The sequence below is a fragment of the Actinomadura sp. 6N118 genome, from assembly GCF_044326415.1.
GTDB lineage: Bacteria > Actinomycetota > Actinomycetes > Streptosporangiales > Streptosporangiaceae > Spirillospora.
The window spans coordinates 687,603-706,862 of the sequence record NZ_JBIRAZ010000001.1; the positions used below are offsets into that span (position 1 = coordinate 687,603).

The 19,260-nt window shown below is 71.3% G+C and carries 18 protein-coding genes; 10 read left to right on the forward strand and 8 right to left on the reverse strand.

Features of this window, described 5'->3' with window-relative positions:
* The first annotated feature begins 246 nt into the window (after positions 1 to 246).
* The 3 genes from ACH34W_RS02960 (at position 247) to ACH34W_RS02970 (ending at position 2,416) form a co-directional block, all read left to right on the forward strand.
* The gene (locus ACH34W_RS02960; RefSeq protein ID WP_395959092.1) at positions 247 to 1,056 is read left to right on the forward strand and encodes an SDR family oxidoreductase; all 810 of its coding nucleotides are present in this window, start codon (positions 247 to 249) and stop codon (positions 1,054 to 1,056) included.
* Complete coding sequence (locus tag ACH34W_RS02965) at positions 1,053 to 2,120, forward strand: dihydrodipicolinate reductase (RefSeq protein ID WP_395959093.1); 1,068 nt, start codon at positions 1,053 to 1,055, stop codon at positions 2,118 to 2,120. The genes ACH34W_RS02960 and ACH34W_RS02965 overlap by 4 nt, the downstream gene beginning before the upstream one ends.
* Before the next feature lie 80 nt (positions 2,121 to 2,200).
* Positions 2,201 to 2,416, forward strand: coding sequence for an EF-hand domain-containing protein (locus ACH34W_RS02970; RefSeq protein ID WP_395959094.1), 216 nt, complete (start codon positions 2,201 to 2,203; stop codon positions 2,414 to 2,416).
* Positions 2,417 to 2,571: 155 nt separating this feature from the next.
* Here the strand turns inward: ACH34W_RS02970 and ACH34W_RS02975 are convergent, their stop codons facing one another.
* Together ACH34W_RS02975 and ACH34W_RS02980 are read right to left on the reverse strand one after the other, a co-directional pair.
* Positions 2,572 to 5,619 carry an AAA family ATPase gene (locus ACH34W_RS02975; RefSeq protein ID WP_395959095.1) on the reverse strand — a complete coding sequence of 1,016 codons (3,048 nt, stop codon included), beginning with the start codon at positions 5,617 to 5,619 and terminating at the stop codon, positions 2,572 to 2,574.
* Positions 5,598 to 6,791, reverse strand: coding sequence for a glycosyltransferase (locus ACH34W_RS02980; protein ID WP_395959096.1), 1,194 nt, complete (start codon positions 6,789 to 6,791; stop codon positions 5,598 to 5,600). Before ACH34W_RS02980 ends, ACH34W_RS02975 begins: the two co-directional genes overlap by 22 nt.
* A gap of 215 nt (positions 6,792 to 7,006) precedes the next feature.
* Between ACH34W_RS02980 and ACH34W_RS02985 the strand changes: the two genes are divergently transcribed.
* The 3 genes from ACH34W_RS02985 to ACH34W_RS02995 are packed head-to-tail and all read left to right on the forward strand — an operon-like array spanning position 7,007 to position 9,396.
* Positions 7,007 to 8,254 (forward strand): serpin family protein, encoded by a 1,248-nt coding sequence (locus ACH34W_RS02985; protein WP_395959097.1) that lies wholly within the window; start codon positions 7,007 to 7,009, stop codon positions 8,252 to 8,254.
* Between the two features lie 16 nt (positions 8,255 to 8,270).
* Entirely contained in the window at positions 8,271 to 8,891 is a 621-nt protein-coding gene (locus ACH34W_RS02990; protein ID WP_395959098.1) for a histone deacetylase, read from the forward strand.
* A 46-nt stretch (positions 8,892 to 8,937) separates the two neighbouring features.
* On the forward strand, positions 8,938 to 9,396 hold the full coding sequence (locus tag ACH34W_RS02995) for a peroxiredoxin (RefSeq protein WP_395959099.1): 459 nt from the start codon (positions 8,938 to 8,940) through the stop codon (positions 9,394 to 9,396).
* A gap of 52 nt (positions 9,397 to 9,448) precedes the next feature.
* On the opposite strand, the gene ACH34W_RS03000 is transcribed toward ACH34W_RS02995, so the two are convergent.
* Complete coding sequence (locus ACH34W_RS03000; RefSeq protein WP_395959100.1) at positions 9,449 to 11,092, reverse strand: CocE/NonD family hydrolase; 1,644 nt, start codon at positions 11,090 to 11,092, stop codon at positions 9,449 to 9,451.
* A gap of 140 nt (positions 11,093 to 11,232) precedes the next feature.
* On the opposite strand from ACH34W_RS03000, the gene ACH34W_RS03005 reads away from it, so the two are divergent.
* Entirely contained in the window at positions 11,233 to 12,285 is a 1,053-nt protein-coding gene (locus ACH34W_RS03005) for a mechanosensitive ion channel family protein (RefSeq protein ID WP_395959101.1), read from the forward strand.
* A 32-nt stretch (positions 12,286 to 12,317) separates the two neighbouring features.
* Here the strand turns inward: ACH34W_RS03005 and ACH34W_RS03010 are convergent, their stop codons facing one another.
* Positions 12,318 to 13,565: an alpha/beta hydrolase family protein gene (locus ACH34W_RS03010; RefSeq protein WP_395959102.1), complete on the reverse strand. Its 1,248-nt coding sequence runs from the start codon at positions 13,563 to 13,565 to the stop codon at positions 12,318 to 12,320.
* A 53-nt stretch (positions 13,566 to 13,618) separates the two neighbouring features.
* The gene (locus tag ACH34W_RS03015; protein ID WP_395959103.1) at positions 13,619 to 14,218 is read right to left on the reverse strand and encodes a TetR-like C-terminal domain-containing protein; all 600 of its coding nucleotides are present in this window, start codon (positions 14,216 to 14,218) and stop codon (positions 13,619 to 13,621) included.
* 112 nt (positions 14,219 to 14,330) lie between these two features.
* On the opposite strand from ACH34W_RS03015, the gene ACH34W_RS03020 reads away from it, so the two are divergent.
* Positions 14,331 to 15,719: an MFS transporter gene (locus ACH34W_RS03020; RefSeq protein WP_395959104.1), complete on the forward strand. Its 1,389-nt coding sequence runs from the start codon at positions 14,331 to 14,333 to the stop codon at positions 15,717 to 15,719.
* Here ACH34W_RS03020 and ACH34W_RS03025 read toward each other — a convergent pair.
* Positions 15,716 to 16,195 (reverse strand): ATP-binding protein, encoded by a 480-nt coding sequence (locus ACH34W_RS03025; RefSeq protein WP_395959105.1) that lies wholly within the window; start codon positions 16,193 to 16,195, stop codon positions 15,716 to 15,718. The two genes, ACH34W_RS03020 and ACH34W_RS03025, sit on opposite strands and share 4 nt — an antisense overlap.
* A gap of 66 nt (positions 16,196 to 16,261) precedes the next feature.
* On the reverse strand, positions 16,262 to 16,729 hold the full coding sequence (locus ACH34W_RS03030) for a MarR family winged helix-turn-helix transcriptional regulator (protein ID WP_395959106.1): 468 nt from the start codon (positions 16,727 to 16,729) through the stop codon (positions 16,262 to 16,264).
* A gap of 81 nt (positions 16,730 to 16,810) precedes the next feature.
* Between ACH34W_RS03030 and ACH34W_RS03035 the strand changes: the two genes are divergently transcribed.
* Together ACH34W_RS03035 and ACH34W_RS03040 are read left to right on the forward strand one after the other, a co-directional pair.
* The gene (locus ACH34W_RS03035) at positions 16,811 to 17,218 is read left to right on the forward strand and encodes an organic hydroperoxide resistance protein (protein ID WP_395959107.1); all 408 of its coding nucleotides are present in this window, start codon (positions 16,811 to 16,813) and stop codon (positions 17,216 to 17,218) included.
* Between the two features lie 22 nt (positions 17,219 to 17,240).
* The gene (locus ACH34W_RS03040) at positions 17,241 to 17,729 is read left to right on the forward strand and encodes a cupin domain-containing protein (RefSeq protein WP_395959108.1); all 489 of its coding nucleotides are present in this window, start codon (positions 17,241 to 17,243) and stop codon (positions 17,727 to 17,729) included.
* Between the two features lie 3 nt (positions 17,730 to 17,732).
* Here ACH34W_RS03040 and ACH34W_RS03045 read toward each other — a convergent pair whose 3' ends face one another.
* Positions 17,733 to 19,235 (reverse strand): hypothetical protein, encoded by a 1,503-nt coding sequence (locus ACH34W_RS03045; RefSeq protein WP_395959109.1) that lies wholly within the window; start codon positions 19,233 to 19,235, stop codon positions 17,733 to 17,735.
* Positions 19,236 to 19,260 lie beyond the last annotated feature (25 nt).

The window sequence follows — 19,260 nt, forward strand, 5'->3', positions numbered from 1 at the left end:
CCGGTGCGTTCTTCACGTACGGCGCACTGGGCCATGCCGTGATCAGGGGTTGTCCGGCCCGCCTGGCGAGTCATGGTCCACTCCGCGCGCCGGTGGTCCACTCCGCCCGTCACGGTGCCGCCGGGAGCAGGCGGCACCGCTGTGGTGAACGCCGGGTCATGACGTCATGGCGTCGGCAAGTTATTGCAACACGTTCTAATCAATGCCAGGCTGACGGGGCAGCCGAGCAGCCCGGAGGTGGCGCCTGTGATCCTGGATCGGTTCCGAGTCGAGGGAAGGGTCGCCGTCGTCACCGGCGCCGGCCGCGGCATCGGCGCGGCGAGTGCGGTGGCGCTCGCCCAGGCCGGTGCGGACGTCGTCGTCTCCGCCCGCACGGAAGAGCAGTTGGCCAAGGTGGCGACGGAGATCGAGGCAACGGGACGGCGGGCGCTCGTGGTGCCGGCCGACCTCTCCGATCTCGACGCCGCGGCCGCACTGGCGGACCGCGCGGCCGACGCGTTCGGGCGGCTCGACATCGTGGTCAACAACGTGGGCGGCACCATGCCGCGCGGGTTCCTCGACACGACCCCCGAGCATCTTGAGAACGCGTTCCAGTTCAACGTCGGCATCGCTCACGCGCTCACCCGGGCGGCCGTGCCGCACCTGCTCAAGTCGCGAGAAACCGCCCCGGGCGCACCCGGCGGGTCCGTCGTCAACATCTCGTCGGTGATGGGGCGCGTCGCGGGCCGCGGCTTCCTGGCGTACGGCAGCGCCAAAGCCGCGTTCGCCCACTACACGCGGCTGGCCGCGCTCGACCTCGCACCGAAGATCCGCGTCAACGCGATCGCGGTCGGCTCGGTGGCCACCTCCGCGCTCGACATCGTCATGACCAACGACGAGCTGCGGACGCAGATGGAGGACAACACGCCACTGCGCCGCGTCGGCGATCCGGAGGACGTGGCGGCCGCCGTGCTCTACCTCGCCTCGCCCGCCGGCGCGTACGTCACCGGCTCGGTGCTGGAGGTCGACGGCGGCATCGACCGGCCCAACCTCGACCTCGGACTGGAGGACCTGTGACGTACCGGGTGGTGCAGTGGAGCACCGGAAACGTCGGGCGGCACGCGCTGGCGGGGATCGACGCGCATCCCGAGCTCGAATTGGCCGGGGTCTGGGTGTCCAACCCCGCCAAGGTCGGTAAGGACGCCGGGGAGCTGGCCGGGCTCGGGCGTTCTCTCGGCGTGGCCGCGTCCGGCGACGAGGACGAGGTGCTCGGGCTGCGGCCCGACTGCGTCGTCTACACGGCCATGGCCGACGTGCGCATCATGGAGGCCATCGACGACCTCTGCCGGATCCTGCGGTCGGGCGTGAACGTGGTCTCGAGCAGCCCGGTGTTCCTGCAGTTCCCCGAAGGCGTGGTGCCGCCGGAGATGTCGCAGCCCGTTCGCGACGCCGCGGTGGAGGGCAACGCCTCGGTCTTCGTGAACGGCATCGACCCCGGCTTCGCCAACGACGTGCTCCCGCTCGTCCTCACCGGGATCAGCGAACGCGTCGAGGAGGTCCGCTGCCTGGAGATCCTCAACTACGCCACGTACGACCAGGGCACGGTGCTCTTCGACATCATGGGCTTCGGCGGGTCGCTCGACGACGTGCCGATGTTGCTGCAGCCGGGCGTGCTGACGATGGCCTGGGGCAGCGTCGTCCGCCAGATCGCCGCCGGGCTGGACGTGGAGCTGGACGCGGTCGAGGAGCACCACGTGAGGCTGCCCGCCCCCGAGACCTTCCAGGTGGCCTCCGGCACCATCGAGAAGGGCACCGCGGCCGCGCTCCGCTTCGAGGTGCGCGGCATGCTCGGCGGGCGTCCGGTCATCGTGCTCGAACACGTCACACGCCTGCGCGACGACCTCGCGCCGGACTGGCCGCAGCCCGCGGGAGCCGGCTGTTACCGCGTGGTGGTCAGCGGCGAGCCGAACTACACGCTCGACCTGCAGCTTCTGGGCACCGACGGCGACCACAACACCGCCGGGCTGAAGGCCACGGCGATGCGGCTCGTGAACGCGGTGCCGGCCGTCGTGCGGTCCCCGGCGGGGCTCCTCACCGCGCTCGACCTGCCGCTCACTCCCGGTCGCGGCCTCCTCCGGTAGTCGTCCATTCCGGCAGTGGACGAGGCGAGATCATGCTTCGATGCTGGTTTGTCCGGTAAGTGTGCATCGAAAGGTTCGTCATGGCCGATCTCGACCCGACCGCCACGTTCAAGGAGTTCGACCGCGACGGTGACGGCTACATCACCCGCGAGGAGTTCGCCGCCGCCCTGAACAAGCGCGGCGAGGAGGTCACCACCGTCGAGCTCGACTCGATCTTCAAGGCCGCGGACGAACGCGACGGCGACGTGGACGGGAAGATCTCGCTGGCCGAGTTCATGGTGGCCTGGGACAAATAACGGCGCTCAGCCACCCCGCGAACGCGCTACCTGAGAGGGAAGCGAGCCGCAGGCGAAGCTTTCCTCGAAGATCGCGAAGCGATGTCGCGTTCGCCGCTTTTGCGGTTCGGGTCCGAGCCGCCAGGCGAGGGCCCGAGGCCGCGAGAGCAATAAACTCAGCCGCCGTCGGTCAGGCCCTCGCGGTGGGCGACGGCGGCGGCCTGGGTACGGCTCGCCACGCCCAGCTTGGCGAGGATGTTGGAGACGTGGACGCTCGCGGTCTTCGGCGAGATGAACAGCGCCGCCGCGATCTCCCGGTTGTTCCGCCCTTCCGCGACGAGCCGGAGCACCTCGTGCTCCCGTACGGTCAGCGCGTCGAACGGCCCGGAACGGCCCGCGGAAGCAGCGGCGGCGGCAGCGGAAGCAGTGGTGGCGGCGGGGGCGGAGCCTAGGCGGGCGCGCGTGCCGAGGTCGTCGAGGGCCTGGAGGAGGGGCGCCGCGCCGAGCCGTTCGGCGTCCCGGACGGCCGACTCCCACTCGGACATGGCCTCCACACGTTCGCCGCGCTCGACCAGCGCCTCGGCCAGCCGCCACCGTGACCGCGCCACTTCGTACACGAATCCGTAGTCGAAGGCCTTCACCGCGGCCCGCCACAGCGCGGGGTCGTTGTCGCCGTACGCGCGGGCCCGTTCGGCTTCCACCCGGGCCAGCCAGGCGTGGCCCTCCACTCCGAGCCAGGCCCGGGTCTGGCCGTCGGGCGTGCAGGTGGCGGAGTCCCGGGCCAGCTTGACGAACTTGTCGGCGCCCGCCATGGCGGCCCGCTCGGCGGCGTGATCTCCGGCGGCCCGGGCGCGGACGGCCCGGTCGGCGTGGGCCGAGACGGCCGTGGCCGCGACCCGGATGTTGGGGGTGTCGTAGGGGTCCATGTGGACCAGGGCACCCGCCACATGGTCGAGCGCGGTGCCGGTGTCGCCGCGCCACAGGGCGTGCTCGGCCGCGAGCCCGCGCGCGATGTAGCCGATCAGCCAGTCGTCGTCCCAGAGCGGCTCCAGCCAGCGCAGCCGCTCCTCGACGGTGTCGCTGCCCCGCGCCACGTCCAGGAACAGCGCATACGAGGAGACCTCCGCCTCGATGGAACGGCCCACCCGGATCCCGAAACCGGCCGCCAGCCGCCCCGCCTCCTCCCAGTCGCCGGTCGTGTAGAAGATCAGGAAGTGCATGCAGCGCAGCGTCGTGCCGTACCGGCTCCAGCCGAGGCCCTTGCCGAGGGTGAACCGCACGCCCTCGTCAGCCGCCTCCGCCGCGCCGGCCAGGTCGCCGCGGTCGAATTTGGTCCGGGCGATGTGGAACGCGGAGCGCAGCGCCACCTGCATGTTGCCGGCACCGATCGCCAGGTCGCGGGCGCGGATGAAGAGCTCGGCGAGGTCGGACGCCGCCTCCCTGGACTCGCGGTAGAGGCCGAGCGAGGTCAGTGCGCTCGCCTCCGCGTCGGCGGCACCGGTGGCCCGCGCCACGTCGATGGCCTCCTGCGCGACCTCGGGGATCTCGGTGTGCTGCTCCTTGAAGAGCATCGTGCGCACGTAGGTGGCCAGAAGGGAGGCGCGTTCCGGCGTCGGCGGATCCGCCGGAAGCAGATCGAGCGCGGCACGGGCCACGGCCAGCGACTCGTCCTCCTCGTCCAGGTCGCCGAGATAGTACGCGAGGCTGTCGTAGACCACCGAGCGCATCCGCACGTCGGCGGGATCCACCAGCTCCACGAGCCGCCGCAGCCGTGCGACGGCCCGGCGGATCTCACCGGACCGCCCGGACGCGCGAACGGCGCTCAGGGAGAGCCGGATCCGGTCCATTCCGGCGGCCGCCTCCGGGTCCGGCACCGCGTCCCACAATGACAAGGCCCGGTCGTAGTGCTCGTGCGCCTCGGCCGGAGCCCCCGTCTCCTCCGCTTCCTGCCCCGCCCGGACCGACGCGGCGAACGCGCCCGGCAGGTCGTGGGCCTGGAGGCTGTGGTGGGCGAGCTCGGCTGCCGCCCCGCGCAGCCCGGCCGCGGCGTCGCGGGCCAGCAGGGCGGCGAACGCGGCGTGCAGCCGGGTCGCCTCGCCCGGCAGGAGATCGGTCAGGGCGGCCTCGCGCAGCAGGGCGTGCCGGAAGGCGTAGCCGTCAGAGCCGTCCGGCACGAGGAGACGATGCGACACGATCTCGCGGAGCGCCGGCCCGACGGCCGCCTCGTCCAGTCCCGAGACCTGCCGGACCCGCTCGTCGTCCACCCGCCGCCCGGCGACCGCGGCGACCCGGACCACCTGCTGGGCCGCCTCCGACAGCCGCTCCAGCCGCGACAGCAGGAGATCGGCGAGCCCGGCCGGCAGGTCGTCGCCGGTCTGGGCGGCCGCGAAGAGCTCGGCGGCGTAGAAGGGATTGCCCTCGGAACGGTCGTACACCCGGCGGGCGATCTCGGCGGACCGTCCCGGTCCGCCCGGCGACCCGTCGAGCGCGGCCAGGTAGTCGGCCGTCTCCTCGGGGCCGAAGGGGTGCAGCTCGATCCCCGACACGCTCGGCAGCCGCAGCAGCTCGGCCACGACGGGCCGGAGCGGATGGCGCCGATGCAGGTCGTCGGAACGGTACGTGCCGACCAGGCACACCCGCTCCCGCTGGAGCACACGGCTGAGGAACGTGAGCAGGTGCCGCGTCGAGGCGTCCGCCCAGTGGAGGTCTTCCAGGACGAGCAGCACGGGCCGGTCGGCGGAGAGTTCGCCCAGCAGGCCGAGGGTGGCGCCGAACAGCTGCTGCTGGACGACGTCCGGCGCGCTGCCGGCCGGTTGCCCGCCGCCGTCCGGGAGGAGGCGGGCGAGCACCGGCCGGCTGTCGAGCGCGTCGCGGAGGGCCTGGCGTTCGGCGGGGGAGGTGAGCGGGTCCCGGGCGGCGGTCCACAGGGCGTCGGTGAGCGGCAGGTAAGGCATGCCCTCGCCGAGCTCGGCGCACTGGCCGATCAAGACGGTGGCCCCCCGGTCAGCGCTGTCCGAGGGGGGACGACCCCCCACACCCCCCGGCGCGGCTCCGCCGCGATTCCTGGCGACGGCGGCGAGCTCGGCGACCAGCCGGCTCTTGCCGACTCCCGCGTCGCCGGTGATCAGAACGACGCCCGCCTGGCCGGCGGCGGCGCGGTCGAGCGCGCCGGTGAGCTCGCCGAGCTCGGTCCGCCGTCCGATCAGGTCGTGCTGGTCTCCCACTCGCCCGAGTATTCCACCGGGTGGCACCTCTCCACGATCTTTGTGTAGGCCCTGGCCGTCTCGGCGGCGATCCGGTCCCAGGAGTAGCGGGAGTGCGCCCGGTCGGCCGCGGCGATCGAGTACCCGGCCAGGGTGGTCTCCTCCGAGAGCAGGAGGCGGACGGCCCGGCCGATCGCGGTGGGGCGGCCCGGCGGCACGTGCAGGCCGGTGATCCCGTCCAGCACGCTGTCGGCGCTGCCGCCGACGGGGGTGGCGACGACGGGCACGCCGCAGGCCATCGCCTCGAGCGGCGCGAGCGGCGAGGTGCCGTACGGGGCGAGGCACAGCGCCAGTTTGGCGGTGCGCAGCAGCCGCGGCAGGGTCTTGCGGGGCACGCCGCCGAGGAAGATCACGCGGTCGTCCACGCCGAGCTCCTTGGCCAGCAGCCGGAGCCGGTGCACCGTGACGTCCCCCTCCAGCTCCTCGCGGACCGGGCCGCCGGTGATCGCGAGCTCGGCGTTCGGGATGTGCACGAGGGAACGGATGGCGGTGGCGGTACCGCCGTCCTCCAGATCGGTGGACAGGACCACCAGGCGGTCCAGGTCGCCGCGCGGCAGGGACGGGCCGAGCTGGTTGAACTGGTCGCTGTCCACGCCGTAGGGGGTGATGCCGATCCGGGTACGCGGGATGCCCATCCGGACGAGCTTCTCGGCCTCGTAGACGCAGCCCGCCAGGACCGCGTCGGCGCCGCGGCCGATCGCCTTCTCCATGCGTATCCGGGCCGGGTGCACGGACTTGCCGGCCTTCCGCTCGATCATGCCCAGGCTGTGGTAGCTCTGCACGACCGGGACGTCCAGGTCGCGGGCGGCGGCGGTGGCGGCCAGGCCCGCGATCCAGCCGTGCGCGTGCACGAGATCGGGCTTGCCATGGGGGGTGGACCAGCGGCGGTGCAGGCCGGAGGCCAGCTCGCTCACGTGCGGCAGGACCTCGTCGTCGGAGAGAAGGCGGGGCGGCCCGGCCTTCAGCTGGGTCAGGGTCGCGCCGGGGCTGAGCCGGGTCCGCGTGCGCGCCGCCTCGTCATGGCGGCGGGTGTGCAGCGTGACCTGGCGGTCGGCGTGACCATCCGGCGTCGGGCGGCCCAAGGCGCGGGCCAATTCTCGAACGTGAACCGACTGCACCTCGTCGCTTTCCACGGTGGAAGCGGAGACAAGGGCTATGTTCAGGGGGCGAGACACGACACGACCTCCGGATATGCGCAGGGGCAACCAGGAGGTGTCGTCGTCTTAGACACCCGCTCGATCCAATGCCTAACCGAAGTTGGGGTGCACGAAACCTTCTTGGGGTGCTCTGGGGGAAAAAGTTCCGCTGAGATAGGGAACCCGAACCTTCACGCCCCCGTCTGACGTCCATGGGATTTCTGCGTACGAGCACAGCGCTGGGATGCGCCGCCGCCCTGTCCCTGGCCGCCGCGTGCGGCTCGGAACGCCAGGAGGCGACCACCCTCCGAGGCGCGGTCGCCAAGGTGCCGGCCGCCGACCCGCGCCCCTACGCCGCAGCCGATTCGGCGTTCGGGCTCAATTTGCTCAAGGCGTGGTGCGGCAAGGAGCCGACCGCCAACGTGGTCCTGTCGCCGAGCAGCCTGTCCAGCGGGCTGGGCATGGTCCAGCTGGGCGCCCGGGGACAGACCGCCACCGCGATGGTGCGGACGCTGGCGTTGCCGGCCGGTGACCCGGTGGCGGGCCTGCACGCCCGCAACCAGGCGTTCAAGAGCTTCGGCGGCAAGGACGTGACGTTCACCACCACCGACCAGGTGTGGTCCGACCGGCGGTTCAAGCCGGACCAGGCCTATCTCGACAAGGTCGCCACGGCCTACGACGCCGGGCTGAAGCTCCTGGACATCACCGGCGACCCCGAGGGGGCCCGCCAGACGATCAACGACGCGGTCAAGAAGGCAACAGGGGGCCAGATCGGCGACCTGCTGCCCAGCGGCACCGTCAACAAGAGCACCGGCTGGGTGCTCACGGACGCCGTCTACCTCAAGGCCAAGTGGGCGACGCCGTTCAAGAAGTCGAGCACCGCGCCCCGATCCTTCACCACCGCCGCGGGGCAGAAGATCGACACCGACATGATGAGCCGGGCCGGCATGTTCGGCTACGCCCGCACGAAGGGCTGGACGGCGGTCGACCTGCCGTACTCCGGCGGCCGGCTGAGCATGACCGCCCTGCTCCCCGACACCGCCCGGGGCGGCTGCCCCGGCCTGGACGCCGGCACCCTCCAGGAGGTCACCGGGGCCCTGAAGCCCGCGGACATCGAACTGCACCTGCCCAAGGCCAAGCTGAAGTCCAAGGCCGACATGAAGCCGCTGTTGACCGACCTCGGCATGGGGGCGGCGTTCAGCGACCAGGCGGACCTGACGGGCATCTCCACGGACGCCAAGAAGATCCAGTTCGTGCGGCACGCCGCGACGCTGCTCGTCGACGAGAAGGGCACCGAGGCCGCCGCGGCCACCGGGACCGGGATCGGGGTGACGTCGGCCCCGCCGGAGCCCGGGATGAAGGTCGTGTTCGACCGCCCGTACCTGATGCTCGTCCGCGACACCAAGACCGGCGAGCCGCTCTTCCTCGCCCGGGTCGCCGACCCCACGAAGCAGTCCTGAGGGGCATCCTGGTCACGTGGACAACAATCTCCTGTGGTACGTGGCGTACGGCTCGAACCTGTTCCGTGAGCGGTTCGCGTGCTACCTGGCCGGGGGCCGCCCGGAGGGCGGCGCCCGGCACTACACGGGCTGCCGTGACGCCCGCCCGGCCCGCGCCGAGCGGCCCGTCGACCTGCCCGGCGGGATCTACTTCGCGCTGACCTCGCTGACGTGGGGCGGCGGCATGGCCTTCTACGATCCCGAGCTCCCCGGCCGGGCCGCCGCCCGCGCCTACCTGCTGAGCAGGCAGCAGTTCTGCGACGTCATGTCCCAGGAGATGCGCCGCGAGGTGGGTGAGGACCCCGACCTCTCGGAGGTGCTGGCGGCCGGCGGGCGGCAGCGGCTCGGACCCGGCCGGTACGAGACGGTGGTGCGCGTCGGCACGGCCGATGGGCACCCGATGCTCACGTTCACCTCGCCCCACGGCGCCGACCGCGCCGAGCTGAACGCGCCCACCGCCCCCTACCTGACCATGCTCGGCAATGGTCTGCGCGAGGCCCACGGCTGGGCGGCCGGACGCGTCGCCGCCTACCTGGCCGGACGTCCCGGGGCTCGCGGGGCCTGGTCCCACGGCGAGATTTCCGCCCTCCTTGCGTGACGGCCGTCACGGCCCTGGATCGTGTCCCATGGGATAGCTTCTCGGCATGAACGCCGGTGACGTGGTCAACGACTTCGAACTGCCCGACGAGACCGGCACGCCGCGCACGCTGAGCGGCCTGCTGGAGCTGGGGCCCGTGGTGCTCTTCTTCTACCCGGCCGCGATGACCGCCGGGTGCACCGCGGAGGCCTGCCATTTCCGCGACCTCAAGGCCGAGCTGGCCGATCTCGGGGCGCACCCGGTCGGGATCAGCGCCGACTCGGTGGACAAGCAGAAGGAGTTCGCCGACAAGCACAGCTTCGGCTACCCGCTGCTCTCGGACGCCGACGGAGCCGTCCGCGCCGCGTTCGGGGTCAAGCGCGGCATCGCGCTCGCGCCGACCAAGCGCCAGACGTTCGTGATCGACACCGACCGCCGGGTGCTCGAAGTGATCAAGAGCGAGATCCGGATGAACGTGCACGCGGACAAGGCCCTGGAGGCCCTCCGCAGCCGCGCCGGCGCCTGACGGCTCGCGGGTTCGCCGCCGTCCGCTGTGGTCCGCTGTGGTCCGCTGCGGTTCAGCGTGGCAGGACCGGGAGGACGATGGCGGAGGGGTGGCCGGGAGCGTGGAAGATCTCCTGGTCGGCGGCCACCAGGTGGGTGGCCGTGCCGATGGGATCTCCGGTGCCCGGATTGCGTGCCACGCGCGGATAGGCCCCGCTGCAGACCTGCAGGCGGATCCGATGGCCCGCCGCGAAGCGGTGCCCCACCGGCCACAGCTCCACCGCCACGTGCCGGACGCCGTCGCCGTCCGGCTCCGGAGGGCCGGGAACGAGGCGCCGCATGCCCTCGCACAGGTTGAGCGAGGTGCCGTCGGGCGCGACGTCGCAGAGCCGTACGACGAAGTCCGTGTGCTCCCGGTTCGACCTGACGTGGAGATCGGCCGCGACGGGCCCGATGACCTCCATGTCCTCGGTGAGCTCCTCGGAGGTGAACGTGAGCACATCGCGGCGGCGCTCCAGGCGGCGCTGGTCGATCTGCGGACGGGTGTCCCCGAGCAGCGTCGGGCCACCCAGGAACGGCGTCGGGTGCGCCGGATCGTAGCGGTAGGTGTCCGGCTCCGACTCGGGCGGCGCGTCCGGTGAGAGGCCGCCCCCGGGCTGCAGGTGCCAGCGTTCCTCGCGCATGCCCGGAACGGGCCAGTCCGGGAAGTCCCGCCACTCGCCGGCGCCGGTGACGTACAGCCGTACGGGATCGGCCCGCAGCTCGGAGGGTTCGTCCAGCAGGTGCGCGCGGAACCAGCGGATCGACTCGCTGATCGAGTCGCGCATCATCTTGGCGTCGGCGTGGAACCACGGCCCGATGGTGAGGTATGGGTGGTGCCCGCCAGCGCGCAGCGCCGCGTAGTCCTTGAGCTGCCAGGGCAGGAAGATGTCGTACCAGCCGCCGGTCATGTTCACCGGGGCCTCGACCTGCGACACCGTCGGGCTGAAGTCGCGCTTGTCCCAGAACGGCGTGTCCGGGCCGTTCGTGAGCAGGTCCTGGAAGAAGCGCTGCGTGGTGCCCGTGGCGAGCGAGTCGAGCTCGGCGAGCGGGCGGCCGGACAACGTCGCGCGGCGGGCCCGGCGCGGCGACATGATGCCGGTGGTGATGCCGGACAGGGGGTGTTTCATGCGCGCCGTGAGGTCCACCCAGATCAGGGCCGACTCCAGCGCGAACGTGCCGCCGACGTTCACCGCGTCCCGGAACGTGGAGGCCGTCACCTGCATGGACAGCGCCCTCAGCTCGGGCCCGGCCTCGGCGGCCAGCGCCCACTGCACATAGCCGAGATAGCTCGGGCCGTGCATCGCGAACGTGCCGCCGAACCACGGCTGCGCCTTCAGCCACTCGACCGTGGCCAGGCCGTCCTCGCGTTCGTCGAGCGGCTCGAACACCCCGCCGGAGCCGAAGCCGCCGCGCACGCTCTGCACCACGGCCTGGAAACCGTGCGAGGCGAACGTCTGGCCGCACATCAGCCCGAACGGCCCGCGCCTCCCGTACGGGGAACGGACCAGGATCGTCGGCGCATGATCGACATCGACCGGGGCATAATGATCAGCGAGCAGCGTCACCCCGTCGGCGACCGGCACTTCGAGGTCCCGCCGTATCGTCACCCGGTGGGGTCCGTTCGGCAGTCCCAGCGCCGAGACCCCCAGGCGGCGCATCAGTCCCAGGCCTTCCATGTATGTGATCGTAATCGGCTGTCTCCGTGGTTAGTCCCCGGGTGTGCCAGGGTTCACTACCATCGAGCCGGGTTGGGAGTAATGCCGTATCCGGGTGATTATCGGCATTGGTCGTGTTGTCGAGAGGGAGAGATCCGTTCATGCATGAGCCGTCGTGGGGCCAGATCATCGCCGCGGGCAGCGTGGTGGTGGGCGCGCTGGCACTGGCGGTCGCCCTCCGCATCGCGCTGGGGCGGCTGACCCGCCGGGCCGGCGACACGCGCTGGGCGTGGGACGACCTGATCGCCAAACTGCTGCACGACCTGGCGGTGCCGGTCGCGCTCACCGGCGGCGGCTGGATCGCGACGCTGATCATGAAGCCCGAGCCCGAGACGAAGAACATCGCCGCCAAGGTGTTCTCGGCGGCGATCATCCTGTGCGTCACGTTCGCGCTCGCCCGGCTGATCGCGGGCATTGTGACCTCGGTCACGCTGGCCCGGCAGGGGCCGGACTCGTCCGTCACGATCTTCGGCAACATCACGCGGGTGATCGTTCTCGGCATCGGCATGCTGGTGATGTTGCAGAGCCTCGGGGTGTCGATCACGCCTCTGCTCGGCGCCCTGGGTGTCGGTGGTCTCGCGGTGGCCCTGGCGCTCCAGGACACCCTGGCCAACCTGTTCGCGGGTGTGCACGTGCTGGCGTCCAAGACCATGGAGCCCGGCGACTACATCAAGCTGAGCAGCGGGCAGGAGGGGTATGTCGTCGACATCAACTGGCGCAACACCTCGATCCGCACGCTGTCCGACAACATCGAGGTCATCCCGAACGCGGAGTTCTCGAAGTCGATCTTGACCAACTTCCACCGCCCGGCACAGGACATGTCGCTGCTGATTCAGGCCAGCGTCGCCTACGACAGCGACCTGGAGCGCGTGGAGAAGGTCGTGACCGAGATCGGCGGCGAGGTGATGAACGAGGTCGAGGGTGGCGTGAAGGACGCTGAAATCCTCGTCCGGTTCCACACGTTCGCCGATTCCAGCATCAACTTCACGGCCATCCTGCGGATCAACGAGTTCGGCGAGCAGTTCCGCATCAAGCACGAGTTCATCAAGCGCCTGCACCGCCGCTTCCAGGCCGAGGGCATCGAGATCCCGTTCCCGATGCGCCAGATCGTCATGACGAACGGCCGCCCCAAGGACGTGACCGCCCTCGATTAAGCGGGCCCGGCTGCGTGCCCTCGGCCGGATCGTCAGCGGATGAACCGGAAGTCGGGGTGCTGCGGCGACGGGCCGTCCAGTACGGGGCGCGCCAGACGGCGCAGGTGGCGGTCGAAGAACGCCGTCACGTACGTGCGTTGCGAGGCGACCATCCGGTCCGCGTCCACGGTGCCGACGAAGTCCTTGACCTTGTCGGCGGGGAGCTCGGTCTGCCGTCCGACGGCGGGCAGGATCGACTGGAGGTCGGTGAAGCTGTAGTGGCTTCCCTGCGGCACGTTGAGGTCGCGTTTCCAGCCGCGGGAGTTGTTCCAGAACGACCCCCAGGACGGGTTGGTCAGGTGGGTCTGGAGCTCTCCGCCCGTGGCGGCGCCCATCAGCATGAACGGCCGGTCGAGGCCCGTCCTCGCCACCTGGACGAGGTCGCCGGGGGCGTACTGCATGGTCCCGTCCAGGTCGATCCCGGCGTCGAGCCGGCGGTCCACGCGCATGGTCTCGGCCGCCTGGATTCCGCCCGCCGAATGACCGAAGGCGCCGACCCGGGACAGGTCGAGCGCCGCGCCGAGGCCGCGGGGGAGCCGCCGCCGTTCCGCGTCGGGGTTGTGCCCGGCGCGCAGCGCGGCGAGCCGGTCCAGGACGAAGCGGGTGTCGGCGACGCGGGTGCCGAGGGCGGTCCGCGTCCGCGCGGGGCTTTGCGGCGGGAGCGTCTGCTGCTCCACCCGGCCGCCCGGGAACTCCACGAGGGACGTCTCGTACGTGTGGTCCATGGTCACCACGACGTAGCCACGGCTGACCAGTTCCTCGACGGCCGTGGTGCCGGCCGCGCGCGGAACGCCGAAGCCCGGTGAGTAGAGCACGACGGGCCGCGGGCCGCGCCGCAGGTCGGCGGGGGCGGCCTCGGCCGCGTGGGTCCGGGCGCCCGCCCAGTCGACCTGGCCCGGCTTGAAGATGCCGAACGCCTCGGCCTGACTGGCGAGCTTGGCCACGGTGGGCCGCAGGTAGGGGGCGCGCGGCAGCGTGTTCGCCCGCGCCGGATACCAGAAGCTGATCATGAGCTCGCGGGTCTTGTCCTTCACCCACGGGTCGCGGCGGGCCTTGTCGACGAGGTGGAGCTCGGTGGTGCCGATGGCCTGCTTTCCGGTGGGGGCGGGGAGTTCGAAGGACACCGGCTGGGTGCGCGTGGTGCCGTTCGCCGTACGCGTCGCGTCGGCGCCGGCTCCGCAGGCGGTGACCAGGGGGAACGCAAGCATGAGCGCGGTGAGCGCGGTGGTTCTCGATCGCATGGCCCCAGCCTGGCCGCCGCCGGCGAGCCGTGATCATGGTCGAACGGCACCCCTCACCCCTGACCTTCGTCGGGGATGGGCCGGACGATCGGCAGCATGATGTCGTCCACCACCGTGCGCAGGAACTCCGCGGAGATCTCGGGGGTCTCGACGACGCACTGGTACATGAACATGGAGGGGCCGACGAGCGCGACCTCGCGGGTGGCCGCCTCGGGGCGTACGTCACCGCGTTCGACGCCGCGCTGGAGCGCCTGGTGGAGCATGGCCTTGAGCGGCCCGGAGACCTGCTCGCGGACCGCGCTGTGCAGCAGGCCTCTGCTGTCCTGGCCTTCCTCCTTGAGCACCTGGAAGACCGCGCCGCTGGTGGAGTTGATCATGTCGCGGTAGTGGCCGAGGAGCTCCATGAGGTCGGCCCGGATGTCGTCCTGCTCCGCGATCTCTTCGGGCGAGGGCAGGACGTGCAGGAGCGCGTCTCGGACGAGTTCGTCCTTGCCGTTCCAGCGCCGGTAGAGCGCGGCCTTGCCGGTCTGGGCGGCGGCGGCGACGCCCTCCATCGTGAGCTTGCGGTAGCCGACCGCTTCGAGCTGTTCGAGGACCGCCTCGTAGATGGCCGCTTCAAGGGCGCTGCCGCGGCGCCGCGTCTCCGGGCTCACCGGCTGCTCCGCGAAATAGTGAACGTTACCGTTCCCTTTTGATCCCATGCGCGATACATTCCCACTGCAGTGAACGCTTCCGTTCCTTAAGTCTCCGCCTTCGGAGGTTGTTTTGTCCATTTCCTCGTCGCATTCCTCGTCGCAGCGTACGGGCGCGATCCCGGCGTCCGTCCCGCCGCGCGTCCCGCATCCCGGCATCGCCCTCGCGGTGATCGTCGGCTGCCAGCTCATGATCGGTGTCGACACGTCCGTCGTCACCATCGCCCTTCCCGACATCCGCACCGCCCTCGGCCTGTCCACCGGCGGGCTCTCCTGGATCCAGAACTCCTACATGCTCGCACTCGGCGGCCTGCTGCTGCTCGGCGGGCGCGCGGGCGACATCTTCGGCCGCCGCCGCGTCTTCATGGCCGGGGTGGTGACCTTCACCGTCGCCTCGCTGCTGGGCGGCATCGCGGGTAACGGCGGCTTGCTGATCGCGGCCCGCACCCTCCAGGGGGTCGCGGCGGCGGTCGCAGCGCCGAGCGCGATGGCGCTGATCGCCGCGACCTTCGCGGGGGCCGCCTGCGTCCGCGCGCTGAGCATCTTCTCCGCCGTGACCGGGGCCGGCGCGGCCATCGGCATGATCCTCGGCGGCGTGCTCACCGAGTGGGCGAGCTGGCGCTGGGTGTTCTTCGTCAACCTGCCGGTCGGCGTGGTCCTCGCCCTGCTCGCGCCGCGCTTCATCACCGAGACGCCGACCAGGCCCGGCCGGTTCGACCTGGCCGGTACGGTCACCTCCACGCTCGGCATGACCGCCCTGGTGGGCGGGTTCATCCGGGTGGGCTCAGACGGCTGGGGGGACGGGGCGGCGCTCGGCGCGTTCGCCGCCGCGGCCGGGTTGCTCGGACTCTTCCTGCTCGTCGAGTCGCGGGTGGAGCAGCCGATCATGCCGCTCCGCCTGCTCGCCGACCGAGCCCGCGCCGCCGCCTACACCGCCCAGTTCCTCTTGGTCGCGGCCGTGTTCGGAGCCTTCTTCTTCCTCACGCAATATCTGCAGGAAATCCTGGGGTACGGGCCGCTCCGGGCAGGCGCCGCGTTCGTCCCGATGGTCGGGATGCAGTTCGTGTTCGTACGCGCCGTGCCGAAGTTCCTGCCCCGGTTCGGAGCGCGGCCCATCGTGACCGTGGGCACGTCACTCGTCGCGCTGGGGCTTCTGTGGCTCACGCAGGTGACTCCCGACAGCGGCTACACCACATCGGTCCTGGGCCCGTTCCTCCTGATGGGCATGGGCGGCGGGCTCTCGATCATGCCGCTGAACGCGACGATCCTTGCCAGCGTGCCCGCTGAGGACTCGGGCGCCGCGTCCGGCGTCGCCCAGACGATGGTGTGGTCGGGTGGCTCGCTGGGATCGGCGGTCCTGCTGACCGTCTCCAGCGCCGAAGGCCTCGGGGCGGCGTTCGCCGGTGCCGCGGTCTTCGCCGCGGCGGCCCTCCTGGCGGTCCTGGCGCTGCCGCGGTCCTAAGGCGTGTCGCCCGGATCCGGTTCGCTCGCGAGCGCGGAGTCCATCTCGGCGAGCTTGGGCCCGAGGGCGTCCGCCTTGAACAGCAGCTCCTTCTCCATGGACACCAGCGCGCCCTCCCGGGGGTGGACCCCGAACCGGATGTCGTCCGCCAGCGACTTCATGATCATCAAACCCCGTCCGTGCTCGCGGGCGGGTCCGGTGCCCTGCTGCTCGGCCGCCTCGGCGTCGAATCCCTGCCCGGCGTCGAGCACCCTGATGACGCAGTGCGTGCTGGTGATCATCACCTGCACCGCGTAGGCGTCGCCCGCCGTGGCGTGCCGGATCACGTTGGTGCAGGCCTCGGTGAGCATGAGCTCGATGTCGATCTGGACGGTGTCGTCGGTCCCGAGTGCCTCCAGCGAAGAGGCCAGCAGTCCCCGTGCCACCGGCACACTCGCCGCGTCGCGCGGGAGCTGCAGCTCGAGACTGAACAGCAACACCGACTCCGTTGGCCGACTACATGGCGACCATGCCCACCGGCGAGCCCCCCTTAACCACGTCGGCTACGGCTCAGGGGGCGCTTCGGTGGTCGCGGCGTCCAGGGCGGCGGTGACGCGTTCGAGGGAGCGGCGCAGCTCGATCAGCTCCCGCTCGCTCAGGCCGGTGGAGGCGAGGATGCGGCGTGGCACGTTCACGGCCTTCTCGCGGAGCGCCTCGCCCTGGGCGGTCAGGGTGACGACGACCGACCGTTCGTCCTGCGGGCTGCGCTCGCGGCGGACGAGCCCGGCGGCCTCCAGCCGCTTGAGGAGCGGGGAGAGCGTGCCCGAGTCGAGCCGGAGGGCGAGGCCGAGTTCCTTCACGGTCAGCGTGCCGTGCTCCCACAGCGCGATCATCGCCAGGTATTGCGGATAGGTGAGGCCCAGCTCGCGGAGGAGCGGGCGGTAGGTCGCGTCGAAGGCGCGCGAGGTCGCATGCAGGGCGAAGCACACCTGGTTGTCGAGGCGGAGCAGCTCCTCGGATGCCGTGGTCATGTTCTCCATCATACAACTCTGTTGTGCACAATTAAGTTGTGCTATGTTAAATCTCGTTCCCACCGGACATGAGGAGAGATCATGAGCGTGCACTACACCGCCGTCGCCACCGCCAACGGCCGGGACGGCCGGGCCGTCAGCTCCGACGCGAAGCTGGACCTGCGCCTAGCCCCGCCGCGCGAGATGGGCGGCAGCGGCGACGGCACCAACCCCGAGCAGCTCTTCGCCGCCGGTTACGCGGCCTGCTTCGCCAGCGCGATGGGCGCGGTCGCGCGTGCCGAGCGCAAGGACGTCAGGGACGTGTCGGTCACCGCGGAGGTCGGCATCAGCGGCAGCGTCGAGGAGGGCTTCGGGCTCAGCGTGGTGCTGCGCGTCGAGCTGCCCGAGGACCTGGAGGGCGGCCGTGACCTGGTCGAGAAGGCGCACAAGGTCTGCCCCTACTCCAACGCCACTCGCGGCAACATCCCCGTCGAGCTCGTGATCGAATAGAGGCGGACACGAGGAGGACCTGATGTCGTACCCGGCGGAGCTCTACCACGGCGACCAGGGAGAGGTCAGCGGCACGCTCTGGAAGGGCGACTCCGCACCCGACCTGGTGATCGGCGGCCGCACGAACGTGCACTACCTGGCGACCGGCGAGTCCACGGGCGGGCAGTACGGCCTCTACCGGTGGGACATGGGTGAGCAGCCCGGCGGGCCCGGACCGCACTTCCACAAGACGATGTCCGAGTCGTTCTTCGTGCTGTCCGGGGTCGTCGGCCTGTACGACGGCGACCGCTGGGTGAACGCAGAGCCCGGCGACTTCCTCTTCGTCCCTCCGGGCGGGATCCACGCGTTCCGCAACCCGGAGGGGCCCGCCTCGATGTTGTTGCTGTTCGCGCCGGGCGCGCCGAGAGAGGGCTATTTCGAGGAGCTGGCGGAGGTCGCGGCGAGCGGCCGCAAGCTCAGTGACGAGGAGTGGGCCGACATCTATCTGCGGCACGACCAGTACATGGTCTGACCGTTACTCGATGGGGTGCCCGTCCAGGAGCAGCCCGAGGCGTTCCCGCACGTCGGCGTCCGGCTCGCGGGCGAGGGCGGCGGTCACCGCGTCCCGCGCCTGAGCCGGCCACGCCGTCTCGTCCCAGGCGGCGAGGGTGCGGATGGCCATGTTGCGGTTGCGGACGACCGGGCTGGCCAGGCCGGCGGCGACGATCGGCCAGCCCTGCCCCGGCCACTCGCCGAGCTTGGGCAAGAACGCGTCGAGGCAACGATGCGGCGCGAAACCCGGGCCGAGGCCGTCCTCCTCGGCGGGGCCGGTCGCGATCCGGCTGAGCGGGAGCAGGTCCGTCGCCAAGTCGAGCACCTGGCCGAGCGTGCCCGAGTCGGCCTCCTTCATGCACAGGTGCCAGTGCCGTAGGTCGTACGGCTTGTCACGGACGCGGCTGAGGTGAGCCTCCAGCGTCGGGACGCCCAGCATCCGGCACGCGCGGGACGCCCGGTAGAACTCGGCCTCGTCGGTCGAGCCGAGCCCGAGCCGGGCGAGGTCGGCCCAGAGCGGGCGCTGGAGGATCGCGGCGCACCGGTCGGCGAGATGCGGCCAGTGCTCCGTCGCGTACGTCTGCAGGGACCGGACCGCGAAGTAGTGCCGCAGGTCGTCGGCCCGTGTCGCCATGTGCCCGAGGAAGAGCCCGGCGGCCCGCTCGCCCTCGTCGTAGCCGGAGATGCCCTCGACCGGCCCGCCCTCGTCGCACAGCACGTCGAAGAGATCGCTCGCGGCGATCAGCAGGTCGTCGTCGGGCGCGTCGGCGAGCCGTCCCGCCAGGTCGCCGACCGCCGCCGCGACCCCGGCCAGATACTGGTCCATCACGTCGTTGCGGAAACCCTCACGCAGGATCCAGTCGCGGATCAGGGGGTCGCCCGTGTCGGCCAGCCGTTCCACCAGATGGATGCGGCCCCAGCCGGTGACGTTGCGCGCCAGCTCCCACAGGTCGGCCTCGACGTCGCCCTCGCGGTTGGCCAGGGCCACCAGCGCGAAGATCGTGAACTCGTCGTGGCGGCCCAGCGTCATGAGCTCGTCGCGATGATGATCGGCGGAGTAGAGGCCGAGCAGCGCGATGCCCAGCTTCACCGCCTCACGGTCGTGTGCCCGCGTGGCCAGGCGGTAAGCCAGCTGGTAGGTCGCCTCCGGGTCGAGGCCCGACTCGCGTACCCAGCCGAGCAGGTCGTCGACGAGCGAGATCACGCGCGCCTCGCGAACGGTCTCGATCAGCGCGTCGTACGCCGACCTGCCGCGCACGGCCGCCGCCAGGGCCTCCCGCACCCGTTCCACCTCGTGTGGCTCAGCGGAGCCGCCCCAGTGGTAGAGCAGCACGCCGTCCTGCGCGCCCGGCGCCCACATGGTGCCGGGGCCTTCATCGGGGAGGGAATCGCCGCCCTCCCGCAGCCCCGGCCCTTCCGCCGGAACGTGCGTGCTGATGTGTTCGAAAATCGATGTGGGGCTCGCCTGCCGCCGCCTGCGGAACATTCGGAACACTCTAGGGTGATCAACC

What these genes read in the sequence shown, in the direction of transcription:
- ACH34W_RS03005 (WP_395959101.1), top strand. Translation starts at nt 11,233, where the DNA reads ATGCATGAGCCGTCGTGGGGCCAGATCATCGCCGCGGGCAGCGTGGTG.
- ACH34W_RS02995 (WP_395959099.1), top strand. Translation starts at nt 8,938, where the DNA reads ATGAACGCCGGTGACGTGGTCAACGACTTCGAACTGCCCGACGAGACC.
- ACH34W_RS02985 (WP_395959097.1), top strand. Translation starts at nt 7,007, where the DNA reads ATGGGATTTCTGCGTACGAGCACAGCGCTGGGATGCGCCGCCGCCCTG.
- ACH34W_RS03040 (WP_395959108.1), top strand. Translation starts at nt 17,241, where the DNA reads ATGTCGTACCCGGCGGAGCTCTACCACGGCGACCAGGGAGAGGTCAGC.
- ACH34W_RS03010 (WP_395959102.1), bottom strand. Translation starts at nt 13,565, where the DNA reads ATGCGATCGAGAACCACCGCGCTCACCGCGCTCATGCTTGCGTTCCCC.
- ACH34W_RS03030 (WP_395959106.1), bottom strand. Translation starts at nt 16,729, where the DNA reads ATGACCACGGCATCCGAGGAGCTGCTCCGCCTCGACAACCAGGTGTGC.
- ACH34W_RS03000 (WP_395959100.1), bottom strand. Translation starts at nt 11,092, where the DNA reads ATGGAAGGCCTGGGACTGATGCGCCGCCTGGGGGTCTCGGCGCTGGGA.
- ACH34W_RS03045 (WP_395959109.1), bottom strand. Translation starts at nt 19,235, where the DNA reads ATGTTCCGCAGGCGGCGGCAGGCGAGCCCCACATCGATTTTCGAACAC.
- ACH34W_RS03035 (WP_395959107.1), top strand. Translation starts at nt 16,811, where the DNA reads ATGAGCGTGCACTACACCGCCGTCGCCACCGCCAACGGCCGGGACGGC.
- ACH34W_RS02970 (WP_395959094.1), top strand. Translation starts at nt 2,201, where the DNA reads ATGGCCGATCTCGACCCGACCGCCACGTTCAAGGAGTTCGACCGCGAC.